The sequence below is a fragment of the uncultured Bacteroides sp. genome (genome assembly GCF_910586915.1).
Taxonomy (GTDB): Bacteria; Bacteroidota; Bacteroidia; order Bacteroidales; family Bacteroidaceae; genus Bacteroides.
Genome location: NZ_CAJULN010000011.1, coordinates 64,211 through 89,207 on the forward strand (window position 1 = coordinate 64,211; position 24,997 = coordinate 89,207).

Here is a 24,997-nt window from a genome sequence, read left to right on the forward strand (position 1 = left end):
AAACGAACACTATAGTCAGACGCAAGTTCAACTATAGTCAGACGAATAGTTTGCAGTAAGAAAAACAACAGTCGTTCGCATTGCAACCGATAGGCCGTCGCAAGAGAAAGATTAGATTTCAGGTAGCGTACGTTCAGTGAAAAAGCATTAGGAAGAGTGACAACTACGAGGTTCTTCTTATTTGTAATGAAGCGGTTATATACGAAACAGCAGGAGCTTTTAACTACTTACAACCAAATATTATAAAAAAAATATCAAAGCGATTCAATTATCGCAATAGATTATTTGCTACATTTGCAGAATCGTTATAAATATAGCAAATAAACTCAAAAAAACGCAGTACATAGGAACATTTCCTCCAAATGTCCGCCCATCGTTATTTTGAGTTATCACTACTTATTTATAATAGAAGGAATTTTATTTATTAACTAAAAAGAATCTAAGTATGAAAAAGAAATCATGTAGATCCAAGCATTATTGGTTCTTGTTTGCTCTGACGGTTCTCTTTCTGTCGGTCGGGTATCCGGCCTCGGCAGCTTCACCTACGCATGAGAGCAACGTTCGTGGCAACAATGAAAGCGAAAGCGTGGCTCCCCTTCCCCAACAATCGAAGAAACATACCGTAAAAGGAGTTGTGATGGACAAGACGAAAGAAACCGTCATCGGAGCTTCCGTCATTATCCCCAACACAACGGTCGGATGCATCACCAACTTGGATGGAGAATTCACGTTGGAGGTAGACAAACTTCCTGTCACGCTACAGGTGAGTTACGTCGGTTATAAAACGATGGAAGTAAAAGTAACCGACAGCAACACGGTCCAGATTGTCTTGGAAGACGATTCGAAACAGTTGGAAGAGGTAGTCGTAGTGGGCTACGGTACGCAAAAGAAAGCCAATCTGTCGGGTTCGGTCTCTACGGTGAAGATGGACGAAGTGTTGGGCAGCCGTCCGCAACCCAACACGGCGGCAGCTCTTCAAGGTGCCATCCCCGGACTTACCATCAGCAGTGGCAGCAACACGCCGGGACAGACTGGAAAAAACATCCAGATTCGCGGTTCCGTTACTTTCTCGAACAAAAACAATGAAACGACTGCATTGTCTCCGTTGATACTGATTGACAACGTTCCGGGCGACATCGACGCACTGAATCCCGAAGACATCGAATCGGTGACGGTATTAAAAGATGCCTCATCGGCAGCTATCTACGGAGCGCGCGCAGCAGCAGGAGTTATATTGATTACGACCAAACGCCCCAACAAGGAAGAAAAAATAACAGTCAGCTACAACAACAATTTCGGTTTCGTCAAAGCTGCCGGCACTCCCGAACAAGTAGGTCTCGAAACCTTCCTTCCTATCTACAAGGAGACATTGGGCAACACGTATGCAGGCGGTAACAGCCAGAACATTGACTCGTGGCTGGAGTATCTGAACCTGTACAATACCAACCGCAGCGCATTGTCAAACTTAGGAACCTTCTACGAAGATACCGGTATCTTGGTAGCCAATGCAGACAACAAGCGTTATTATCTGAAACAGGAGAGCCTCTACGACCGGATGCTCGAGACCGGTTTTTCACAAACCCATAACTTCACGGTGAGCGGTGCTTCCGAACGCGTACGTTTCCGTATGTCGGGCAATCGCTATACAGAGAACGGTCCGTTGCAGGGCGACAAGGACAACTATAAGCGTATGACATTCAACGGAATGGTATCGGCAGACGTAACCAAATGGTATACTCAAGAGGCTACCTTCAACTACTCGCAACAGAAACGTGAATTTCTGAACGACGAGAGCGGATTCATGTACTCTACCCGTCTGCACAACTTCCTGCCTGACGGCCTCGACCCCAATGGCAACATCATTAAAACGCCGCTTGCCATCATCCGGAACAGTAACGCACGGCATACTACAATCGATACGCCGCGCTTCTTCCTAAAATCTATCGTCCGCCCCTTGAAAGGACTGGAAGCCATCTTTGAGTACACTTACCAAAAGCAGGCTACCGACTTCAATTATTATTCCGGCAAATGGTCGGCAAGCGACATACAGGAAGGGGTATCTTCCATGCCTTCCGGAGAAGACTATTACATAGCACGCCACTTTTACAACACGCGTAACGCTTACAATGCTTACGCCACTTACAGATTCAACCTGCTCAACGAACACAACTTCTCCATCATGGCAGGTTTCTCACAGGAAGACTACGACTACGCTTACTACAACACACGGGCAGAGAAACAAGCGTTGATAGACATCCCTTCCATGAGCGGCGCACAAGGCAAAGTCACCACAAACGATGAATACCAAAGCTATGCCATCCGCAGTGGTTTCTTCCGTTTCAATTATGACTATCAAGGCAGATATCTGCTGGAAGTGAACGGACGTTACGACGGTTCTTCCAAATTCCCCAAAAACTCTCGGTTTGCTTTCTTCCCCTCATTCTCACTCGCCTGGAACTTAGCAGAAGAAAAATTCATGGAAGGCACACGCAACATCATCGACCAAGTGAAGCCCCGTCTCTCTTACGGTTCCATCGGAAACCAGAATTCGGCCGGCTACTACGATTACCTTGCCACAATGGGACTGAAAACACAATCTACCGTATGGCTCAACGGCAACGACAACGGTTATATGACCATCATCGAAGCTCCCGGACTGATAAGCTCCAACTTCACTTGGGAAACAATCACCACTACCAACGTCGGAGTAGACTTTGCGTTGCTCAACAACCGCCTGACAGGTAGCTTCGAGTGGTATCAGCGTGAAACGAAAGATATCCTCTCTCAGAGTGTCGCCCTGCCTGCCGTATTGGGTGCCAACGCCCCCAATCAGAATGTGGGTAAAATGCGGACACGCGGTTGGGAAATCCAATTGGCTTGGCGCGGAAACATCGGAAAGAAGGTAGGCTACAACATCGGACTCAACCTTTGGGACTACAAATCCAAAATCACATCGCTGAACTTCAATGAAGACAAGAGCCTTGCCTACCTGTACGAAGGCAAGACGGCAGGCGAAATCTGGGGATACCGCTACGACGGTTTCTACACGGTAGACGATTTTGAAGACACGAAAACCTGGAAACTGAAAGAAGGAGTACCCACCTTGCAAGGATACAGCCCCCGACCGGGTGACTACAAATTCAAGAACCTGCGCGACGGCGACTACAACGCTGACGATGTGAACAACATCAACAATGGTAACAATACCGTCAGCAAACCCGGTGATATGGAAGTTATCGGTAACACAACTCCCCGTTTCCAGTATGGTATCAACCTGGGAGCGAACTATGCAGGCTTCGACCTCAACATCATGTTGCAGGGAGTGGGCAAGCGCGATTATTTCAGCAACGGCCAGTTGTTCTACACCTTCATGCCAACCGATGTAGCCTTCTCGCCCATCTTCAAAGGAACAACCGACTACTGGACACCGATGAGCACAGACCCCGAAGACCCCAACTACATGGTAGCAGCCAATCCGAACGCCAAATTGCCGCGTATCTGGGGAAGCAGCACTTCTGCCGTAGCCAACCAGGGCTCCAACCGCCGCACCAACGACCATATGCTGAGCAGTGCCGCTTATATGCGCATCAAGAACGTGACGTTGTCTTATTCGTTCCCGAAACAATGGCTGAATAAGATTCAGGTTAGCCAATTACGCCTGTTCGTAAGTGCCGAGAACCTGGCAACCTTCACTTCACTGCCGACAGGAATCGACCCGGAAACACAATCGTGGAGCTATCCGCTCTACCGTACGGTTTCTTTTGGCGCAAATATCTCATTTTAGTTATTACTTTAAAAAAAGACCGATATATGAAAAAAATAATACAGACCTTGACAATAGCGACAGCATTGGGACTGACGGGATGTAACGATTCTTATCTGGAGCGGCTCCCGACAGATAAAGTAACCGAAGCGACAGCGTTTACTTCATTCACTACCAGTTCCACTTACTTACTGAACCTCTACGAAGTATTCAGCGGAGCATACACCTCCTTTCAGGGACCTATCAACGTGTCGGGTGCTTTGGGAACTTCCACCCGCGACATCTATTCGGGACTGCTGACCAATTACGGCACAGGAATAGGCAACGTCACCAACCCCTATGCAGCCCAAACAGTAAGTATCCCTACGAAAGACGGTACATATTCCAATCCCTACATTTGGATACGCCGTGCCAACATCATGCTGTCACACATCGACGAACCGGCGTGTACAGACCAGGAGCGGCTGCATCTCGAAGCTATCGCCCGGTTCTTCCGTGCATATTGCCACTATGCGCTGATGATAAACTACGGTGATGTCATCTACGTAGACCATCTGCTTGATGACGCATCGCCCGAGTTAACGCAAGCGCGCGACTCACGCCTCTATGTTGCCGACCAGATTTACAAAGAACTGGATTGGTGTATCAAAAACATACAGGACGACCTTGCCGAGCCCAATACGCTGAACAGCGACGTAGTGAAGGCCTTCATGTCGCGATTCACGCTTTTCGAAGGAACGTGGCGCAAATACCACCAGGTGGACGAATCCGAATGTGCGTCTAAGGGATACATCACCGGCAGCCAACTGCTCAATGTATGTGCCACAGTTTCCAAAGAATTAATCGGACGTTACCCCACCCTGTACACTGGTAACTCGCAGGATACCCATCCCGGCAAAGGATGGGGAGAGATGTGGACAACGGAAGATCTTCAGGACATCCCCGGCGTATTGCTCTACGTGAGATATGTGGAAAACTACAAAATGCACCGCTTGGGACACTTTGAACACATCGCTTCGGCAAGTCTCGAAATGCCGCAGTCTACCGTAGACCTCTACCTGACCAAAGAGGGATTGCCCATCCACAACCGCAATGCCAAGCACTACGACTACAACCTGGCGGACAATTCCTATACGGAAGGAGAAACATACGACTATGCCAACTGCAATGTGTACCGCACTTTCCGTATGCGCGACCCGCGTATGTGGCAAACCATCATGCCGCCCTACCACGTGACAGGACTCGGAGAAGCAAATACCTACAAACTCGACAAATCGAACAATGGCAAATGGATGGAGTATCTCAACCAGTTTGCTCCACGCGGTATTTACGATGCCGAGAACGACACATACAAGATTCCGAACTTAGCTGCCGGATACCATCAGATACCATCCCACAAGGCCTTGCCGAGTAGTAACTGGGCAGGCAACTACCTGAAAAACGTTCCCAACGTAGCCACCTGCGAGGTAGGAAACGATCAAATCGCCACTGGTGGCGAACAGCTCATATACGCCGGAAAAGCCTTCCAACGTGGCAAGAGCGGCTATTTCGTATGGAAACATCATGCGTCATGGGACAAACAAGACCAAAACAACGCTATGGAAATATCGGACAAGCCTGTCTTCAAAATTGAAGAAGTAATGCTCAACTACGCTGAAGTCATGTACGAACTGGGCAAATTTGACCAACCCGTAGCCGACCTGACCATCAACAAACTGCGCGACCGTGCCGAAGTGGGAAGAATGCAGGTCAGTGCAATCGGAGACGACTTTGACCCCGACCGCGATAAGACCGTAGACCCCGTTTTATGGGAAATACGCCGCGAACGTCTGATAGAACTTATGGGCGAAAGTTTCTCATGGGAGGATGTACGCCGCTGGAAAAAAGCCGACTATTTCGTCAACAAACAGCCTTACGGAGTTTACCTCGACAATGTAGCAGCTACCTTCAACAACGGAAAAGCAACCACAGGCGGAACCGGAATCCTGAACCCGGCAACCAAGATGGAGGCCTCGGAAGCAGAACTTGCCGCTATGGGCAACGCCGGACATCTCTATTACTACCTCGATCCTGTATCGGCAGGCAAAGGATGGCAAGAGAAATATTACCTGTCTCCTATTCCTTCGGACGAATTGCTACTGAACAAAAACCTGGAACAACAGACATTGTGGCAATAACATTCGGGTAACCTGAAAAAAACAGTCCGCCGACAACCTCCGAAGGTTGCAGACGGACTGTTTGCTTTATCCTTTATTCTCTATAAGCCTCGATTATCACACGGTAATATCCAATAAAATCTTCCCTTCCGCATTGAGTACTCTGATTCTCATTTCCTCTTTCTTTTTCTCTAAAATCATTACCGTAGCACTCTCCATCTTATATCCGCCACCGATAACGACCGGATAATTATTGCCCAATTCTCCCTTCGGATGATAAGCAAACTCATGGGTATGTGCATTCAAACTGACGTGGAAAGGTGCTTTCTTCAACAATCCCGTCCACAAACCGGCACAAAGGTTCTCTTCGCTATTACCGTAAACCGGAATATGGTGAATAAGGATACGCTTCCGGGCTTTCTTGAATTCCTTTGCGGCAAGTTCTTTTTTCAGAAAGTCTACCTGTTCATTGCGCAATTGGGTAAAATCGTTCAAACCGTAATATACCCAATGGGAGTCGGGTTTGTCTTCGCCGCAATCAAGCATAACGATACGCGTATCGCCCCAGTTGAAAGAGCCGTAAGTCTTGTTACCTACATAGTCGTAGTGGTTGCGCAAACCGATGGAATAGGCGTTGCGAATTTCATGGTTGCCACGCATAAAGAAAACAGGTATGCGGTCGCCGCGCACGCCTTCGGTCAGTTCGCTGATAAAAGTGGTGGCCTGCTCGTGGTCGACGGGGTCGTCCACACAGTCGCCGTTGAACACAACGAAGTCGTAGCCGATATGTTGTACCTGCTTGCAGAGGGCACGAAACGTTTGCTTGTGCTGGTGTAAGTCGTTAAAGACAATGGCGGTAAAAGAGTCCGTATCCGGTGAAGGAAGCGTAAATTCGCTGAAATCCGACCGGGTGGTATTGCCAAAGACTTTCTTGTAGGCCTGATAAAGCAAAATTTCCTGCGAGCAGACGCGATAGTAGTACTTTGTGCCGGGTTGCAAATCTTCCAAACGTATTTTGTGCAGATAGTCATTGCATACCACTTGTCCGTCTACAATCGTGCGTGCACGTTTCAGTTGTGTGGTGTCCGTTCCGTATTCCACCCAGCAGTAAGAAGGGACGGTAGTTTCCCACATCACCGTGATGCCGTTTCCTGTCGGATTCTGCAAGTAAGGTTTCGTGCGGAATATCTTATCCGCCTTTTCGGCAGTGCGCAGCTCTACCAACACAGGACGATGGTCGGAAGCTACCGGTTCATCCAAAACCCGGGCAGCTATGCGGGCAAAACCGTTGGCTGTCGATTTCAACGCTACGATATAATCAAGTGTTTCTTCGGGTTCGGGAGACGGGAAGGTACGCTGTCCGGCATTGGTAAGCAACTGAAAATCTTTTTGCAGTTCTTTGATGAAACCCGATTCCGGCACATCATTCATGTCTCCGGCAAGGAAAAGGGGCTTTTTGCAGGAAGCGGTGAGTTGCTTTATGATTTCCAGCGACTTCATCCGGTCTCCTTCCGTCAGCGACAGATGAGTGCAGCAATACACATAATCTTCAAATTCGGCAAGAATCAAGGCACGGGCTTCTTCCCTACCCGGCAAAGATACGGTCTGCAAGCGAAGCGGGATTTGCTTCGTCAACAGTCCGATTCCGTATTTTCCTCCGTCATAGTCGATGGCAGGCGCAAAGTAAGCATACATTTGAGTACGTTCAGCTATTTCGCCCAACACATATTTCCGCCCGCTACGGTTCGTCATGCTGTCGGCCTCCTGTATGGCCACTACATCGGGAGCAGCATTGTTTATCACATTCGCTATACGCTGGAAACTACAGACGTTGTCCATACCATTCGCGTTTTTGATGTTATAGCTCATCAGTTTCAGCGTATGCTGAGCCTGCAATGGAAAAATAAGCAGAACAGCAGCAAGTAATAAAAGAATCTTTTTCATGATTGTATGTTTTTCAATGATTTATATCAAACGTTTCAAAATCGTGCCTGAGCCCGGTCCAACTACTCAAAGTTCTTCCGGTATGTACATCCGTTTCTCCATTCAGAGCATCCGTAGGCTGTTTTTCCTTTTATAACCGTTCCCTTGCCACAAACCGGACAAGGCTGTCCGACCAACGGTTCCGGTTGCATTTTCTTTGTTTTCGGTGCACTTGCTGCTTTCCGCTCGCGTTTTTTAGGTTCTTTCTTCGCTTTCTCTTCGGCTTTGACAGTTATTGCGTCCTGAATGGTAATACGACGGTTTGTGTTATCAGACAGTACACTCATCACAATTTCCGAAACCATTTGCTTCAGTTCTTCGAGGAATTGGCGGGCATCGTATGTTTTCTTTTCAATTTCACGGAGTTTCTTCTCCCAGATACCGGTCAGTTCTGCCGATTTCAAGAGTTCTTCATGAATCAGTTGCACCAATTCCACTCCCGTCGGAGTAGCAATCAGGTTCTTCCTCTCTTTGCGGATATAATTTCGTTTGAACAAGGTTTCTATAATAGCAGCACGGGTAGACGGACGGCCGATACCATTCTCTTTCAAAGCATCGCGAAGTTCGTCATTATCCACCAATTTACCGGCAGTTTCCATTGCACGAAGCAAAGTCGCTTCCGTAAAAGGTCTTGGCGGCTGCGTCCATTTCTCGTTCAAGTCAGGAATGTGAGAACCACTCTCTCCTTTCACAAAGACAGGAAGCACCTTCTCCTCTCCTTCTTCTTTTTCGTCGGCAGTCTCTTTTACATCTTTCGCAAATACAACGCGCCAACCCGGTTCAAGAATTTGTTTTCCAGTGACTTTAAATTCTATTTTATCGACCTCGCCCATTACGGTCGTGGTGGAAATCTTGCAATCGGGATAGAATACAGCTATAAACCGACGGGCTATCAGGTCGTAGACACGACGTTCCATATCGGTAAGGTTTTGAGCATAAACTCCGGTAGGAATAATAGCGTGGTGGTCTGTCACTTTGGAGTTATCGAATACCTTTTTCGATTTGGGCAGCGTAGTACCATTCAGAGGAGCTGTCAAAACTTCGTAGTCACGAAGTCCTTTCAGAATAGCGGGACATTTCGGGTAAATATCATCACTCAGAAAAGTGGTATCGACACGCGGATAGGTAGCTACTTTCTTTTCGTAAAGAGACTGGATAAGTTTCAGCGTCTCATCGGCGGAATAGGCGAATTTCTTGTTGCACTCTACTTGAAGAGAAGTCAAGTCGAACAAGCGCGGAGCGTATTCCTTTCCGTCTTTCTTGCCGACACTGGTCACTACAAACGGCAGGTCTTTGATTCGTTCTACCAGTGCTTCTCCTTCTTCACGATTGGCGATAGGGTCAATGCCCGGATTGTCTATTTTCTTTTTTCCACCGTTCTTCTCTTCTTCCGCAGCTATCTCTTCATCACTCTTGCGGATGAGAGCAGAGAAGGTAGTGTCACGGTAGTTTGTTTTCAGTTCCCAATATTGCTTGGGTTGGAAATTGGCGATTTCCAACTGACGGTTGACAATCAAGGCCAAAGTAGGCGTTTGCACACGACCGATAGAGAGCACCTGCTTATTTTGACCGTACTTAATCGTATAAAGACGGGTAGCGTTCATTCCCAACAGCCAGTCACCTATCGCACGAGATAGTCCCGCCTCATACAACGACTGAAAATCAGACTGGTCTTTCAACTTGGAAAAACCTTCACGAATAGCTTCTTCCGTCAAAGAAGAAATCCACAGTCGCTTCACCGGACAGCGTGCTCCAGCCTTCTGCATCACCCAACGCTGAATCAATTCTCCTTCCTGGCCGGCATCACCACAATTGATAATCTCGTCTGCATTCTGCATCAACTGCTCGATAATATGAAACTGTTTCTCAATACCCGGGTTATGCCCAATCAGCTTGATACCGAAACGCGGGGGAATCATCGGTAAGCTGCCCAAACTCCACGATTTCCAATTAGGCGTGTATTCATGGGGCTCTTTCAAAGTACATAGATGCCCGAATGTCCAGGTCACCTGGTATCCGTTTCCTTCTATATATCCTTCTTTTCTTGTATGAGCACCGAGTACTTCGGCTATATCACGTGCTACAGATGGTTTTTCGGCTATGCAAACTATCATTCTTTCTCCTCTTGGTTTTATACTAACTGTGTGCAAAGTTACACGAATATTTCTCACTGACCATATGAAGAGAAAAAAGAATTTGTGAAAGTATTGAACTGGTTCTTATAAAAAAGAAGTGATTGTCCTTCATTGTAAAAAGACAATCACTTCATGAATGTTCGAAGTCAATATTTCGACTGTTATTATTCTTCTCCCATCAGTATTTCCAAAATCTGGCAAGCAGCTTTCGCAACCGGAGTACCCGGTCCGAAGATAGCGGCTACACCGGCTTTGTACAGGAAGTCATAGTCTTGCGCAGGAATAACGCCACCGGCAATTACTACGATATCTTCACGTCCCAACTTCTTCAACTCTTCGATAATCTGCGGAACCAATGTCTTATGTCCGGCAGCCAGTGAAGAAACACCTACTACGTGAACGTCGTTTTCTACCGCTTCGCGGGCAGCTTCCGCCGGAGTCTGGAACAACGGTCCCATATCCACGTCGAAACCACAGTCTGCGTAGCCGGTTGCTACCACTTTGGCACCACGGTCGTGACCGTCCTGTCCCATTTTGGCAATCATGATACGAGGTTGACGTCCCTCTTCCTTTGCAAACTTCTCGGCGAGTTCGCAAGCTCGCTTGAAGTCGTTATCGTTTTTACTTTCTGATGAATACACGCCTGATATAGTTCTGATTATTGCTTTATAACGTCCCACTTCCTGTTCGCAAGCATAGGAGATTTCACCCAATGTAGCACGGACGCGGGCAGCTTCGACTGCCAGTTCGAGCAAATTGCCTTTGCCGGTCTTTACACATTCGGTAATAGCAGCCAAAGCCTGGTCTACTTCTGCCTGGTTGCGTCCTTCTTTCAAACGTTTCAGATTCTCAATCTGTTCGAGGCGAACGGCCGTGTTGTCGATTTCAAGGATGTCAATCGGTGCTTCTTTCTCCAAACGATATTTGTTGACGCCGACAATGGTCTGCTGACCGCTGTCGATACGTGCCTGTGTACGTGCGGCAGCTTCCTCGATACGCATCTTCGGAATACCGGTTTCGATGGCTTTTGCCATACCACCCAGTTTTTCGATTTCCTGAATATGTTCCCAAGCCTTGTGTGCCAGTTCGTTCGTCAAAGACTCTACATAATAAGAACCGCCCCACGGGTCAACGTTCTTACAAATGTAAGTTTCTTCCTGAATATAAATCTGAGTATTACGTGCAATACGTGCGGAGAAATCTGTCGGAAGAGCGATTGCCTCATCCAATGCATTGGTATGCAGCGATTGGGTGTGGCCCAAAGCGGCAGCCATCGCTTCGATGCAAGTACGTCCCACGTTGTTGAACGGGTCTTGTTCGGTCAGCGACCAACCGGAAGTCTGCGAGTGAGTACGCAATGCCAGTGATTTCGGGTTCTTCGGATTGAACTGTTTCACAATCTTCGCCCACAGCATACGTGCGGCACGCATCTTGGCAATTTCCATAAAGTGGTTTGTACCGATTGCCCAGAAGAAAGAGAGACGCGGAGCAAACGCATCGATGTCAATACCTGCGGCAGTTCCGGCGCGAAGATATTCGAGACCGTCGGCCAGCGTATAAGCCAACTCGATATCCGCCGTAGCACCCGCTTCCTGCATATGGTAGCCGGAGATAGAAATAGAGTTGAACTTAGGCATCTTCTGCGAAGTATATTCGAAGATATCGGAGATAATCTTCATGGAGAATGCAGGCGGATAAATATAGGTGTTGCGCACCATGAATTCCTTCAGGATATCATTCTGAATAGTACCAGCCATTTCTTCCAGTTTGGCACCTTGTTCCAGTCCGGCATTGATATAGAAAGCCATTACGGGAAGCACCGCACCGTTCATGGTCATGGATACGGACATCTTGCTCAAAGGAATACCATCGAACAGGACTTTCATGTTCTCCAGCGAACAGATAGACACGCCCGCCTTACCTACATCGCCCACTACACGTTCGTGATCGGGGTCGTAACCGCGGTGGGTAGCCAAGTCGAATGCAACTGACAGACCTTTCTGACCGGAAGCCAGGTTACGGCGATAGAAAGCATTGGATTCTTCAGCAGTGGAGAATCCGGCATACTGACGAATAGTCCAGGGACGGAGCGTGTACATTACCGAATACGGACCACGCAGATAAGGCGGAAGTCCGGCAGCATAGCCGAGGTGTTCCATACCTTCGAGGTCTTCTTTTGTATAAACAGGCTTCACTTCAATGTGTTCCGGAGTCTTCCAGTCGGCAGAGATACCGTTAGCCTTTTGCCACTCAGCACCGTTGACAGGCTGAAATGCGGCATATATATCTAAGTTTTTAAAATCTTTTCTCATCTTACTTCAATAGTTTGGCGTTAAACTCTTTCAAGGTATCCAGTACGTTGACACGGACATGGATGAAGTTTTCGATACCTGCTGCTTTCAGTTCGTCCATACAAGCAGGAGCACCGGCAACGATAAACATGGCACGGCCGTCCAAAGCCTTGAATGCAGGAATTGCGTATTCCGCATATTCATCATCGCTCGAGCAAATTACAACGATATCTGCCTGGGCAGCCACAGCCGCTTCTACTCCGACTTCCACCGTTTCAAATCCGAGGTTATCAATCACTTCATAGCCGGCACACGCCAAGAAATTGCAGGAATATTGCGCACGCGCCTGACGCATAGCCAGGTTGCCGATAGTCAGCATGAATGCTTTCGGACGTTTGCCGGACGCTTCCGTTTCGAGACGGAGTGCTTCAAATTCGCTGGCGGCACGGTCGAACACCAAAGTATCCACCTCTTTTTCGCACGTATGGTCTTTTCCTCCGCAACAGCATTTTGCTTCGACTGGTTGTTTGCCGTCGGCTTTTTCGTTGAAGTTGGGGAACTGGTTGGTGCCCAACAATACTTCACGACGCTGAGCAACCGCTTTGTGGCGGGCCTTGTTGCTTTCGTTGACAGCAGCCTGAACTGTTCCGGCTTTCAATGCTGCATAGAAACCGCCGGCTTCTTCGACCGACAAAAACAGGTTCCATGCTTGCTGTGCGATAGATACCGTGAGGTTTTCAATATAATAAGAACCGGCAGCCGGGTCAATTACTTTATCGAAATGAGATTCTTCCTTCAACAGCAGTTGTTGGTTGCGCGCCAGACGTTCGGAGAATTCGTCCGGAGTGCCGTAAGTCTTGTCGAACGGAGTGACAGTCATCGAATCCACACCGCCCAATGCGGCACTCATCGCTTCGGTCTGCGTACGAAGCAGATTTACGTGTGCGTCAAACAGCGTAAGATTGAAAGTAGAGGTTTCGGCATGAACCGCCATTTTTGCCGCGCAACGGCATGAACCGTCAGCACCTTTGTTGTCACAGTCGCGCAAGCATTGGGGAGTGTAAGAGGCTACGATATTCGCCCACAGCAGACGTGCTGCACGGAATTTGGCAATTTCGAGGAAATAGTTGGAGCTAATACCGAAGTTAAATTTGATTTTCTTCGCCACTATGGCGGCAGGAACGCCGGCTTCGGTAAGTTGACTCATGTATTCGTTACCCCAAGCCAATGCATAACCCAATTCCTGAGAGATATAGGCTCCGGCATTGTTGAGTGACAATGCGTTCACGTTCAGTACGCGGTAGAAGGGAAGCGGTTGTACGGCTTCAATCAGCGCTTTGGCAGTCTGTACCATGTCGCCCTTTTCCTTGCCACGGGTGAGCATCTTGTTGAAGAAGTCATAGTTGATGGAGCCTTTCAGCTTTTTCGCGTCATAGTCCTTCTTCTGGAAATAGGCCACCAGCAGGTTTGCCAGTTCCACCACGTGCCCCTGGCAGGTAGAGAAGTTCAGTTCGACACACTCTGCCTGAATGTCGTTCAGCAGGATTTCAAGATATTCGGCATTGAGTTCTTTGGCTTTTACGTGGAAAGAGAGCGAGTCGACACCTTTGTTCAGTATGTCGAGTGCTTTGGCATTGGCTTCCTGAGGAGATTCCACTCTGATTTCCTGGCGCACCAGCCACTCATTGTTGTCTTTCTTCGTTCCTCTCAGATACGGGAATTCACCGGGAAGCGCATCGGTTGTCTTCAAACCTTCCAGGTCTTCCATCCGGTAGAAAGGTTTCACTTTGAACCCTTCGTTTGTTTTCCAAACGAGCTTCTTCTCAAAATCAGCGCCTTTGAGGTCGGCTGTGACTTTCTCCATCCATTGTTCGGTGGAGACGGAAGAAAAGTCGGAGAAGAGTTTTTCTTTTTTGTCTGCCATAGTTTATCTAAAATTAAAACAAGAATTAATATTGTCTTTTTCTTATCGATTGCTTTTTTCAGATATCCGTTGTTGGATATGCAAATATAACTAATAAGTTCAAACGATGCTGCTTTTTACAGGAAAATTCGCACCGGTTGGCTTTGTACGGGTTCGGTGTTTGGAAATTCTTATCCTTTGTTCCGCTTTTAGTTATTCATTTATTTGATTAGCTCCGATGTTATAATTAATTTTGCAGCCGTTTTCAAAAAAAATATTACTATTAAGTATGGATTGGTTACAAAGTTTATTGTGGGACCCCAATTCTGTGGCACACATTGTATTCCTCTACGCTTTTGTAGTGGCGGTAGGTGTGTATCTCGGTAAAATAAAGATATTCGGTGTATCTTTGGGCGTCACGTTTGTTTTGTTTGCCGGCATCCTGATGGGACATTTCGGTTTCACAGCCGATACACGCATCCTGCATTTCATCCGTGAGTTCGGATTGATTTTGTTTGTGTTCTGTATCGGTCTGCAAGTGGGACCCTCTTTCTTCTCTTCTTTCAAGAAGGGGGGAATGACGCTGAACCTGTTGGCTGTAGGCATCGTAGTATTGAACATAGCTGTCGCGTTAGGGCTTTATTTCCTTTGGGACGGCCGTATCGAGTTGCCGATGATGGTGGGTATCCTCTATGGAGCCGTAACGAACACTCCGGGACTTGGTGCTGCCAACGAAGCGCTGAACCAGTTGAGCTACAACGGCCCGCAGATTGCGTTGGGTTATGCCTGCGCTTATCCGCTCGGTGTGGTAGGTATCATCGGTTCCATCATCGCTATCCGTTATATTTTCCGTGTCAACATGGCAAAGGAAGAGGAAAGCCTGAAAGCACAAAGCGGAGACGCGCATCTGATGCCGCATATGCTGAGCCTGGAAGTGCGCAACGAGTCTATCAACGGAAAGAAACTGATAGAGGTGAAAGACTTCCTCGGACGTCAGTTTGTTTGTTCGCGTATCCGCCACGAAGGGCACGTGAGCATCCCCGACCATAACACAATTTTCAACGTGGGCGACCAGTTGTATATTGTCTGTTCGGAAGATGATGCTGCCGCTATCACCGTCTTTATCGGTAAAGAGGTCAACATCGACTGGGAGAAACAGGACTTGCCGATGGTGTCGCGCCGTATCTTGGTGACGAAGCCGGAAGTAAACGGAAAGACGCTCGGTTCGATGCATTTCCGCAGTATGTACGGAGTAAACATTACACGCGTCAACCGTTCGGGTATGGACTTGTTTGCCGACCCCAACCTGGTGTTGCAAGTGGGCGACCGCGTGATGGTGGTAGGTCAGGAAGACGCCGTAGAGCGGGTGGCAAACGCATTGGGCAACCAGTTGAAACGTCTGGACACTCCGAACATTATTACCATTTTCGTGGGAATCTTCTTGGGAATCCTGCTTGGCAGCCTGCCTATCGCTTTCCCCGGTATGCCTACTCCGTTGAAACTCGGTTTGGCGGGAGGCCCGTTGGTAGTTGCGATTCTTATCGGACGCTTCGGCCATAAGTTCCACCTGGTGACTTATACCACCATGAGTGCCAACCTGATGCTTCGTGAAATCGGTATCGTGCTCTTCCTTGCCAGTGTGGGTATAGATGCAGGAGCCAACTTCGTGCATACGGTGGTCGAAGGCGACGGATTGCTGTATGTAGGCTGCGGTTTCCTTATCACCGTTATTCCGTTGCTCATTATCGGTGCTATCGCACGATTGTATTATAAGGTGAACTATTTCACGCTGATGGGATTGATAGCCGGTAGTAACACAGACCCGCCGGCACTTGCCTACTCCAATCAGGTAACGTCGAGCGATGCTCCCGCCGTAGGCTATTCGACGGTTTATCCGTTGTCTATGTTCCTCCGCATTCTGACGGGACAGATGATATTACTGGCGATGATGTAAACCGAAACCGGGTTTGCATCCGAATAAATAAAACCGGCTGTGTTCTTCCGAAGAGAATACAGCCGGTTTTATTATATAAGGTACATTCGATAATTGCAGGGAAGTCGGCCATTAAACCATCGCAGCTTTAATGCCTGTCGTTTTTGTGTGTTTACCTTATTCTACATCCCACTATAACAGGATTCTCGTCATTATCAGTGGGTAAATCTAACTTTTCCACTTCTTCACCTTGCAAAATAGAATATATCATATCACCCCGAACGTATGAAGGCCATATATTTATCTTTTTTCCACCAATGAATACCGGAATGCCTCTGGCGTCTACAGGAGAATGTGCAATATTCCTATGTATCAACTTCATTGAAGAAACATCCCACACATCGTAATATATCTTGTTGTCATAATAAAATCTCAAGAAATAATAATCTCCCGATAGAACCCCATAATCTCCCCATATATACGAGCTTCGTTCTTTTTTCCTTTTTATATCTGTGAAAATCTCAAACGGCAAAGCCAACTCACCTTTATCTATATAAAATAAAGGAGATACAGCCGCATTATTTATCTGATATAAAGTATCTACATCCATAAAACAAGGATAGCCGTTAAAAACCTGAAAATCCTTCACTTCTACTATATCTACATCATTCACAGCTTTCTTATTCTCTTTCCACAATTTTTTCACAATATTCCAATCTTTAGAATAGAGTGCAATATCACGTAAGCCGTTCATTCCCTGATATGCCAAAAAACAGGTATCTTTAAACATCTCTATCGACACAACAGAATCATTTGCATACGCTTTCAAAAAAGAGCCGTCATAATCATACGTCTTGATATTTCCTCTTCCTTCAAGCACATACACCGACCTATCAATACAATCGACACATACATCACTCAATGATACATATTCTTCCGGTCCGTCTCCTTTCCTGCATATTTTTGATTCAAACCTACCGGTTTCAATATCAAAAAAGTAAAGAGTATTTATATCTCTAACAATTATTTTATCAGCACAGAGTGCAACAATTTGGCAATCAGAAAGCAATGATTCATCTGTGGTTTCTAAAGGAATTACACAAATATCTTCAAATATATCCATATTCCCAACCTTAGAATCAATTCCTATTGACTCTTTCAGAGGCAAACGTATCTCTTCGTCTAACTTTTTAGTACAAGAAAAACACAACAAAAAACCTAATGCTAAAATACTTTTCTTCATAATGCTCTATTAGAACCTGTTTAGAAATGTCTGAAAAGATGTATCAGACTGATTTAACGGAAATCGTGTGGCAATATATAACAAAAGTGTTGAACCTGCAAGAAAGAAAGCGAAAATATGATTTACATTTTATTTGGAATGCTATAAACAAAAGATGGATTGTAGAAAGAACATTTTCATGGATGGATTACAATAGAAGACACTGCCTATCGGTTAGCGGAGAATTGCCTAAGATTTAATTTTCCGTTGCCTACAGACTAACGGTCGGAATGCATAAATTTATTCGTCTGACTATAGTTGAACTTGCGTCTGACTGTAGTGTTTCTTTCGTCTGACTATAGTCAGACGAAAAGACCACTATAGTCAGACGAATAAATTTTAGTAAGAAAACCAACAGACGTTCGCATTGCAGCCGACAGACCATCGCAGGAAAAAGATTAGTTTTATATAAGGCTTATGCGTGTATATGCAACGAAGTGAGTGCTATAAAATTAATAGTTATATCGAACTGACGTCAATTTATATTTATACGATGACCGGTTATCATCTTCTTTACTTCCTCTCTCATCTCCTTCACTGCCGTCGACTGTACTTTGGGTTCTTTTGTCAGCACGATTTCGACGGCAGACTTTAATTTATCGGGGTTCCGGTATGCTGGTTCGGCATACAGTTTCGCCAGCAGATAATACGGGTAAATCCGTCCCGGAAGCCGATGGGTAGACCGAACCAAATATTCTTCGGCTTTCTCATACGCTCCCGAGGCCTGGTAATTCTTGCCAATGATGTTCAGAATCATCGGATCATTGCTATGTTCCATTGCTTCCTCCAATATCCTTGTCGAATTATCGTATTCTTTTAGTTTATGCAGAGAATGTCCGTATTCGAAGAGAAAGGCTCCGCGATTTGCCAATGCGGGGTATAGTTTCTCATAGTCCTCCTTAGCCGACCGATAAGAGCCGATATTGTAGAGCATCTTGGCACGGCTCCAGTCTTTACACGCTGCGTATTGATTGTTGTTGCAATAATATGCGCCCAAAAGAGTCATCATTGATACAAAAAACAACAGCATTACCCTTGAACGCCCAATCGCACAAGCCGCCAACAAGAAATAAAATGTCACTGCAAATCCGGGAATCTGCATCGGATAGGAAGAAAAAGCAAACACCAACACCGAGATTACGCCGCCACAAATACCGGTTCGCCCTTCGCTGCTCCCTTTCCAAAGGCAAAATGCAATGACCGATAAAACAACCGTCAGAAAAGGAAGGCCATATTCCACTGCTACTTGCAAGTATTCGTTAAAAGCATACTCCGGACTTCCTGCCACCCACTCTTCCATCTCCGAATAGACTCCGTTTGCAAAATAATTCTCCTGTGCTTTGCCATAAGCCGAAGCAAAATTCCCCGCACCGTAGCCTGCAACCGGGCTTTCGGCAATGGCAAGCGTACTGATTTTCCACATAAATAAACGTCCGTTGGCAGAAGTCGCTTTTAACTGGAAAAGGGCATAACCCACCATTGCCAATATAATCCCTGCCGCCATACAAACCGGCAGGAGACTTTTCTTGTATTTCCGTGCCAATTCCTTGAGCTTGTTCCGCCACGAGAAATGAGTTCCATAGACCCATGTGCCCGATATGGCGGCGGCAATCCACGCCGAACGGCTCATTCCGGCAGGCAGTACACAAAAAATAGCGAACATAACTGCCAATGTCGCATAATATCTCCCCTGTTCCATCCAAGTACGTTCTGTCTTTTCCCGCAGGTTCAGCCATTCGTGCAGGCAAAGCGGGAATATCATCGCCAAATATCCCGAATACGGGCCTGGGTTAAAGAAAGACCCGGTGAGTGCATATAAAGAATGATTGGATACCGACAGCCCATATATCTGTTTCAATCCCCAGACTGCTTCTATTCCTCCCAACAGTATCAAGACCCATGTCACGATGGACGGAAAAGAGAGGTGTTGTTTGCCATTCAGGCACAGAGACAGCAGGCTGCAAATGACAAAAACAAAGGCCATCCGTCCCAGCCATAGTTTCTGACAGGCCATCTCGCCGACGGGAATATCGCTTGAGGTAGCAAATACCACCACACTCAGTATGGCGGCAACTCCTGCAAGAGTAATCGCATCCGCCACATTCTTTTTCGTTATCCGTATCAATTCCAATTTCAGCTTCATTCTTTATTTTATTTTCTTCATGATTCTGTCCCAATGGGGAGCCTTTGTGAATTTATCCTCCGAATACCAGATACGGGTAGCTTTGCCTACAATATATTCTTCCGGAAGCATTCCCCAATAGCGCGAATCCTGCGAGTTGGCCATATGATCGCCCGACACGAAATAATAGTTCTTTTGAAAACGGTATTGCGTAATCGCACTGTCGCCCAATAATACTTGTCCATCCTTAAAACGGAGTTTTTCTTTCTGCTCCCAGCTTATCAACTGCCGGTACAGACACCAATTGGTGCGGTCTATCATTACCGTCTGCTCTTTCCGGGGAACGGGCAAAGGGCCGAACTCACAGATATTCCACTCTATCTGTTCGTCGAAAGGGAATGTGGCGACCATAATGCCGTGCTGTTCCGGATGTTCCAAACCGGCTATATATTGCTGGGCCTTATAGTTGCCCAACCGTTCGTTGCAACCACGCACTTTATAAAAACCTCCACGAATCTCCAACGTATCTCCCGGCAGGGCGATACACCGCTTTACATAATACTGCATCACATCCATGCGTATGCTATCCCAACGGTTCATGTGATAAGGGAAATTGAAAACCAATACGTCATTTCTCTTGAAACTTCCAAAGCCGGGCATTCTGCGGATGGTGACCTCTTCGTTATCCAAAGCAGCAAACACATCAAACAGGCGGGCGCCCTTTATCATCTTATTGACCAATATCCGGTCGCCGGCCTTCAATGTCGGCTCCATAGAATCCGAAGGTATCCTGAATGAAGTATAACAGAACAGTTGCATCAAAAACAGAATTACCACCATACAAAAGATGAGAAACATCAAGTTCTCCAATATTGCCCAAATCTTCTTCATTTTACTAATTTTTCTATTTAATTATATAAAAAACAACGGTCATTATTGCCAACATATACCTTCATCGCCGCAAATAAAAATGCGTTCGGGTGGAACAGCTTTCCATTTCGAATGCTTCAACATCATCAATGTATTCAAAGGTACATCCTCAAATTCCAGCCAATCGCAAGAAGCCTTACGCTTTGTTTCCTTCACCTTCCACTCTCCGTCCCAATATTTAAGCGTATAATTGACATCCTCGTGTATCTGGCTTTGCAAATACGGGTAGATTCCGATAGCTGTTAATTGATAAAAGTCTCCCAAGTCAAAATCTACATATCGGCAGGAAACCACTCCCCGACACGTAGTGGCTTCGCTGCCGTCGGTCAGCATAGCTGCATTCTCAGTCACGGACAAGGGGGCGATATCCGACAAAACCTTCACAGAGGGAATGCGACCTTTTTCCGTATAAAAGGCTATCTCTCCCGCCATCAAAACATCCGTAGGAAGATACATACGTATATAACGGTACGCCGGCAGAGCAGGCAGCATTCTTTTATTCATCTTCATCTCCATTGGAACAGTCCATCTGCATAGTTCCGTATCGGCTTTCCCATCGGTAAGCCCGACAAAACGGCTACCACACAGCAAGCTCATATTTTTCAGATTATTACCATGTAGCGAAACGCCTGTCAAAATGCGCAGGCACACATTTCCCTTCCTACCATCATCCTGCAAGATGCGAATAGTTCCGTCTGCCTCCAGTTTGAAAGGAGAAGCGGCAGGAGAAAGTACCCCATTTTTGTAGTAAACAGGCAAGTAAACAATGTCTTTACCCATATTCTTAAAAGTCGCCGTTCCATCTCTATTGATTTTTCCCCATTGCACGGGATGCCACTGTTGATAGCTGAATACAGCCAAATAAGCATAGCGTGCATTCGCGGGTTTAGGTTCAGTCAGTGCGACGGTTACATCGTGCGTTTCAAAATATTCGGCAGAGACATCTTTCTTTTTCACATTCTGAAAAAGAGCCGGAATGTCGTCCCTATCCACATTGACATCTGCCACAGGGCCTTCCAAATGATTGGAATAAGTATGACGGTAGACTTTGGGCAAACGGAATTTTCCCCAAAGACTGTCAGATACACAATTATTATAAATACGTTTGTATTTCCAACGGTCATTATCCCAAAAAGACTCAAAAGCATAAGAGTGTCCGTTCAATAACAGCACATTCCAGGTATGGGAACTGTTGCGGTTTCCCCAAACAGGAACAAAATCAATGGCAACAGGCATCCCTAAAGAAGACAGCAAAAGCGAATTATACCAACAACGGTGAATGCATAATCCATGACGGAGATATTCGAATGTTCCTGCATTCAGCACAGGTATCTGCACTCCCCAAAAGTTGGAATGCGTCAGATGTTTATATTCGTACAGCAACGAATCCGTTTCCTCCAACCAATGTTTCCCTTTCCGGGTATAATATCCACCGACATGACGGTGATAGAATATATCCCGGGCATTATCAGCCACCAATCCGTTTAAACGACGATATGGCAGAATATATTCACAGAAATCCTCGAAAGAACATTTTGAGGAATGCACATTTCTCTTCCAGGCTTCAAACGAACGGTCTATTTCATGTATCAGATAATCTGATGTTACGACCGACAAGTCTTTCGCCGCAGATGGAGTTTGAAGCAAATTAGGATATTTCTTATATAAACTGTCTATCTTTTTCCCCCACTTGGCAGTAGCCCGAAAATCATAGATGCGATTAATGGAGTCATACTCTTTATAAAGTGGAGCGAACGCATCCAAAGACTGCGAAGTGCTACCGTAATTACCGAGCATATTCTCTATCAGAAAACGGGCGGCTTTGTATTTTAAGCTATCGGCAGGGGACGTTTGGTAATGACTGAGGACTCGTTCCAATTCTGCCCGGTTATTTCCGGCAGCACTTAAAACAAACTCTAAAGAAGTATCTTTGTCTCCTCCAAACAGTACCCGGTCTGTTATTTGCCATCCCAAATAAAGAAGCAGTATCAAAACGATAAGTCGAATATATCCTAAATATTTCATCTGTTTTTATTATTTAATTTGCGTTCTTGCAATTTTCATAGGAAAGTCTTGGGTATTTAAATGTTTATAATTATACGCATCATTATTTCAAATAATATTTCAAGATTACAGGATTATCATCTTCTTTCAATGTCTCCATTTTATGAATTTCTTCAGAGGACATAAGATTGCGGTCTACAACTTTATGAACTAAGTCCGGCTGACAAATAGAGAGCAAAACATTGTCTACCATGCCAAAGCAAGGATACATGATAAAAGGTTCTCCATCTTTACATAAATAACCTTCCTTTTGTTTTCGGTTATAAATATAATGACTACCAAAACCTTTACCAGTTTTCACCAAATAGACATATACATAATCGTTATTAAAAAATTTGAGCAATGGTAATATATTCTCCGACTTTTTCAAGAATTGATATCTTTCAGTCGCATCCTGCGTAATTCTTCTTCTCTCCTCATCAGAATCTGTTCGTTTCCCATGACCGCATCCGAGCAATCCTTCCGGTTTGACTTCCGCATCCCCAAAGTCAAGATACATCATCGGTTCTAACTTTTTGTTTTCTTTATCTATCCGATAAAAATAATAGTTCAATCCAAAAGGTACATAGTAAAATTCATCATCAATATGATAAAAACAATGATTAGACATATTATTTCCGGAAATAGTCCCTTCATAATTTGCATTTACTACTTGTTTCGTATCCAAATTAACGAATGAAAGTTCCTGATCAGTCCAGACAAAAGGATGGTTAAAAATATAATTGTCTGAATCTAAAGCCATCGAATAATCTACTGGAAATTCCGGTTTAAATTGCCTTTTGGATATAAGTTCAAATGTCGGACTATAAGTATATATTGTTCCGTATGGATTTAACAGATCAATACCTTTCAAATATGGATTAAAACTTATATCTAAAACCATAATGTAATCTTCAGGTCCTTGTCCTTTCATTCTTTTTGAATTATCAATATATTGTCCCTTTCCTGTAAAAGTATAAACAATCTGATTGCGAGTATAAATTGCGAACATATCAGTATCTTTATCATAAATAACTTTGTTGGCTCTAAATAACAAAGACGAATCATTCGTTTCGAGAGGAACAAGTTCTATTTTCTCCAAGAAAGATGAAACATCCCGTACAGCCTTATGCACATTAACCGGTATGATTTCAATTCCTTCCGATAGTTTTTTATGACTATCAGAACAAGCACAGGCAACAGCCAATAAAATTATGATACTTATTTTTTTCATCCTATTCCTTTTTTTAATATTATCATGCATAAGCCAACAATTCAATCTCTATTCCAGGGTATTCATGTCTTCTCCCCATTGCGGCAACGAAAACTGCACAAGAACCGGGTCTAAATCGTAAGCAACAGCATACATTGTTTTTCCATCTTCTGACAAACATATTTTCCCTAACATTTTATCACTCTTGAGCACCGCTATTTTATCGCCGCTCCATGTGTACACATATATTATATTTCCCGAAAATGAAGTCAACCCATGTTGACGGAAGTTTTTTCCGGAATACAATACATACACATGGTTTTCCGAACAAGTAGCACACAAATAATATATCGGCGAATCTTTCGAAGCTCCTGAATAAACAGTCGGATTATTTCTATATTCATAATCAGGAAGGTAAGAATAGTCTCCTTTAGCAAATGTAGCGAATCGTTTTCTAATTGATAGAAAGAAAGTATATCCGCCGACAAAAGAGAAGCGACAAACTTCGTTTTAGAAGGAGAAGCCGCCAAACCAAACATATAAGCCTGCGAACGAACAATGCCCGACACTTTCTTTTCATCCTCATCCCTATAAGGCCATTCGCCCAATGTATTATGCACCTGTCCACCCGAATCTAACACACAATACCTATATTTCTCATAAATGCCGGGAGCTATAAACTTTCCGTCAGCCATAGGATGAACCTCAAGTGGAAGTCCACTATCAACACGAAAAGCAGGGATAAATTGTACACCGCCATCCGTTACCGAATTAGTATAATAAAATGTTTTTTTATTTATATCGTAAAAAGAAAAAGAGCCTCCACAATGTGATTCCAAAGAAGAAAGTACAGTAAATTCAGAAGGTCCACGCCCACGCGTGCCGGCCTTTCCCAAATATTTGCCGGATTTTACATTAAAAAAGAGTAACATGGAATCGGACTTTGCATCCATAACCGCCAAAATTGAATCGGATAATGCCATCTCTCTCGGACCTCCTATTATATAATTATCTTCATTTATAACAGGCTGACAGATGATATTTTCCACCCGAATAGTTTCTTGGTTACTTGAACGGCAAGATAATAGAAGAAGCATCAATATCCCGCTTAATAGCAGTATTTTATTCTTTGTATCTATCATATCTATTTCATTTATATAAGTATATAAGCTGTCAATTTTTCTTCTCTCATTTGGCAATAGTCCGAAAATCACAACTACAACTAATGGAGTCATACTCTTTA

13 protein-coding genes are annotated in these 24,997 nt (G+C 45.2%); 3 read left to right on the forward strand and 10 right to left on the reverse strand.

Annotated elements, in window-relative coordinates; genetic code table 11:
• Positions 1-445 precede the first annotated feature (445 nt).
• Positions 446-3,784, forward strand: coding sequence for a TonB-dependent receptor (locus QZ331_RS06385; protein WP_294629060.1), 3,339 nt, complete (start codon positions 446-448; stop codon positions 3,782-3,784).
• A 26-nt stretch (positions 3,785-3,810) separates the two neighbouring features.
• A complete protein-coding gene (locus QZ331_RS06390; RefSeq protein ID WP_294629062.1) occupies positions 3,811-5,940 on the forward strand; it encodes a RagB/SusD family nutrient uptake outer membrane protein in 2,130 nt (709 codons plus the stop codon).
• 96 nt (positions 5,941-6,036) lie between these two features.
• On the opposite strand, the gene QZ331_RS06395 is transcribed toward QZ331_RS06390, so the two are convergent.
• The 4 genes from QZ331_RS06395 to mutA form a co-directional block, all read right to left on the reverse strand.
• Positions 6,037-7,863 carry an endonuclease/exonuclease/phosphatase family protein gene (locus QZ331_RS06395; protein WP_294629064.1) on the reverse strand — a complete coding sequence of 609 codons (1,827 nt, stop codon included), beginning with the start codon at positions 7,861-7,863 and terminating at the stop codon, positions 6,037-6,039.
• A gap of 62 nt (positions 7,864-7,925) precedes the next feature.
• Positions 7,926-10,016 (reverse strand): DNA topoisomerase 3, encoded by a 2,091-nt coding sequence (locus QZ331_RS06400; RefSeq protein ID WP_294629065.1) that lies wholly within the window; start codon positions 10,014-10,016, stop codon positions 7,926-7,928.
• 185 nt (positions 10,017-10,201) lie between these two features.
• Complete coding sequence (gene scpA / locus QZ331_RS06405; protein ID WP_294629067.1) at positions 10,202-12,349, reverse strand: methylmalonyl-CoA mutase; 2,148 nt, start codon at positions 12,347-12,349, stop codon at positions 10,202-10,204.
• A 1-nt stretch (position 12,350) separates the two neighbouring features.
• Entirely contained in the window at positions 12,351-14,252 is a 1,902-nt protein-coding gene (gene mutA / locus QZ331_RS06410) for a methylmalonyl-CoA mutase small subunit (RefSeq protein ID WP_294629069.1), read from the reverse strand.
• 268 nt (positions 14,253-14,520) lie between these two features.
• On the opposite strand from mutA, the gene QZ331_RS06415 reads away from it, so the two are divergent.
• Positions 14,521-16,185, forward strand: coding sequence for a putative transporter (locus QZ331_RS06415; RefSeq protein ID WP_294629071.1), 1,665 nt, complete (start codon positions 14,521-14,523; stop codon positions 16,183-16,185).
• Positions 16,186-16,336: 151 nt separating this feature from the next.
• On the opposite strand, the gene QZ331_RS06420 is transcribed toward QZ331_RS06415, so the two are convergent.
• The 6 genes from QZ331_RS06420 to QZ331_RS06445 form a co-directional block, all read right to left on the reverse strand.
• Positions 16,337-17,407 carry a 6-bladed beta-propeller gene (locus QZ331_RS06420; RefSeq protein WP_294629073.1) on the reverse strand — a complete coding sequence of 357 codons (1,071 nt, stop codon included), beginning with the start codon at positions 17,405-17,407 and terminating at the stop codon, positions 16,337-16,339.
• A gap of 514 nt (positions 17,408-17,921) precedes the next feature.
• The gene (locus QZ331_RS06425) at positions 17,922-19,589 is read right to left on the reverse strand and encodes an O-antigen ligase family protein (protein WP_294629075.1); all 1,668 of its coding nucleotides are present in this window, start codon (positions 19,587-19,589) and stop codon (positions 17,922-17,924) included.
• 3 nt (positions 19,590-19,592) lie between these two features.
• Entirely contained in the window at positions 19,593-20,468 is an 876-nt protein-coding gene (gene lepB, locus QZ331_RS06430) for a signal peptidase I (protein ID WP_294629099.1), read from the reverse strand.
• A gap of 33 nt (positions 20,469-20,501) precedes the next feature.
• The gene (locus tag QZ331_RS06435; protein ID WP_294629077.1) at positions 20,502-22,523 is read right to left on the reverse strand and encodes a hypothetical protein; all 2,022 of its coding nucleotides are present in this window, start codon (positions 22,521-22,523) and stop codon (positions 20,502-20,504) included.
• Positions 22,524-22,605: 82 nt separating this feature from the next.
• Entirely contained in the window at positions 22,606-23,775 is a 1,170-nt protein-coding gene (locus tag QZ331_RS06440) for a 6-bladed beta-propeller (protein WP_294629079.1), read from the reverse strand.
• 248 nt (positions 23,776-24,023) lie between these two features.
• Entirely contained in the window at positions 24,024-24,989 is a 966-nt protein-coding gene (locus QZ331_RS06445) for a BF3164 family lipoprotein (protein ID WP_294629080.1), read from the reverse strand.
• Positions 24,990-24,997 lie beyond the last annotated feature (8 nt).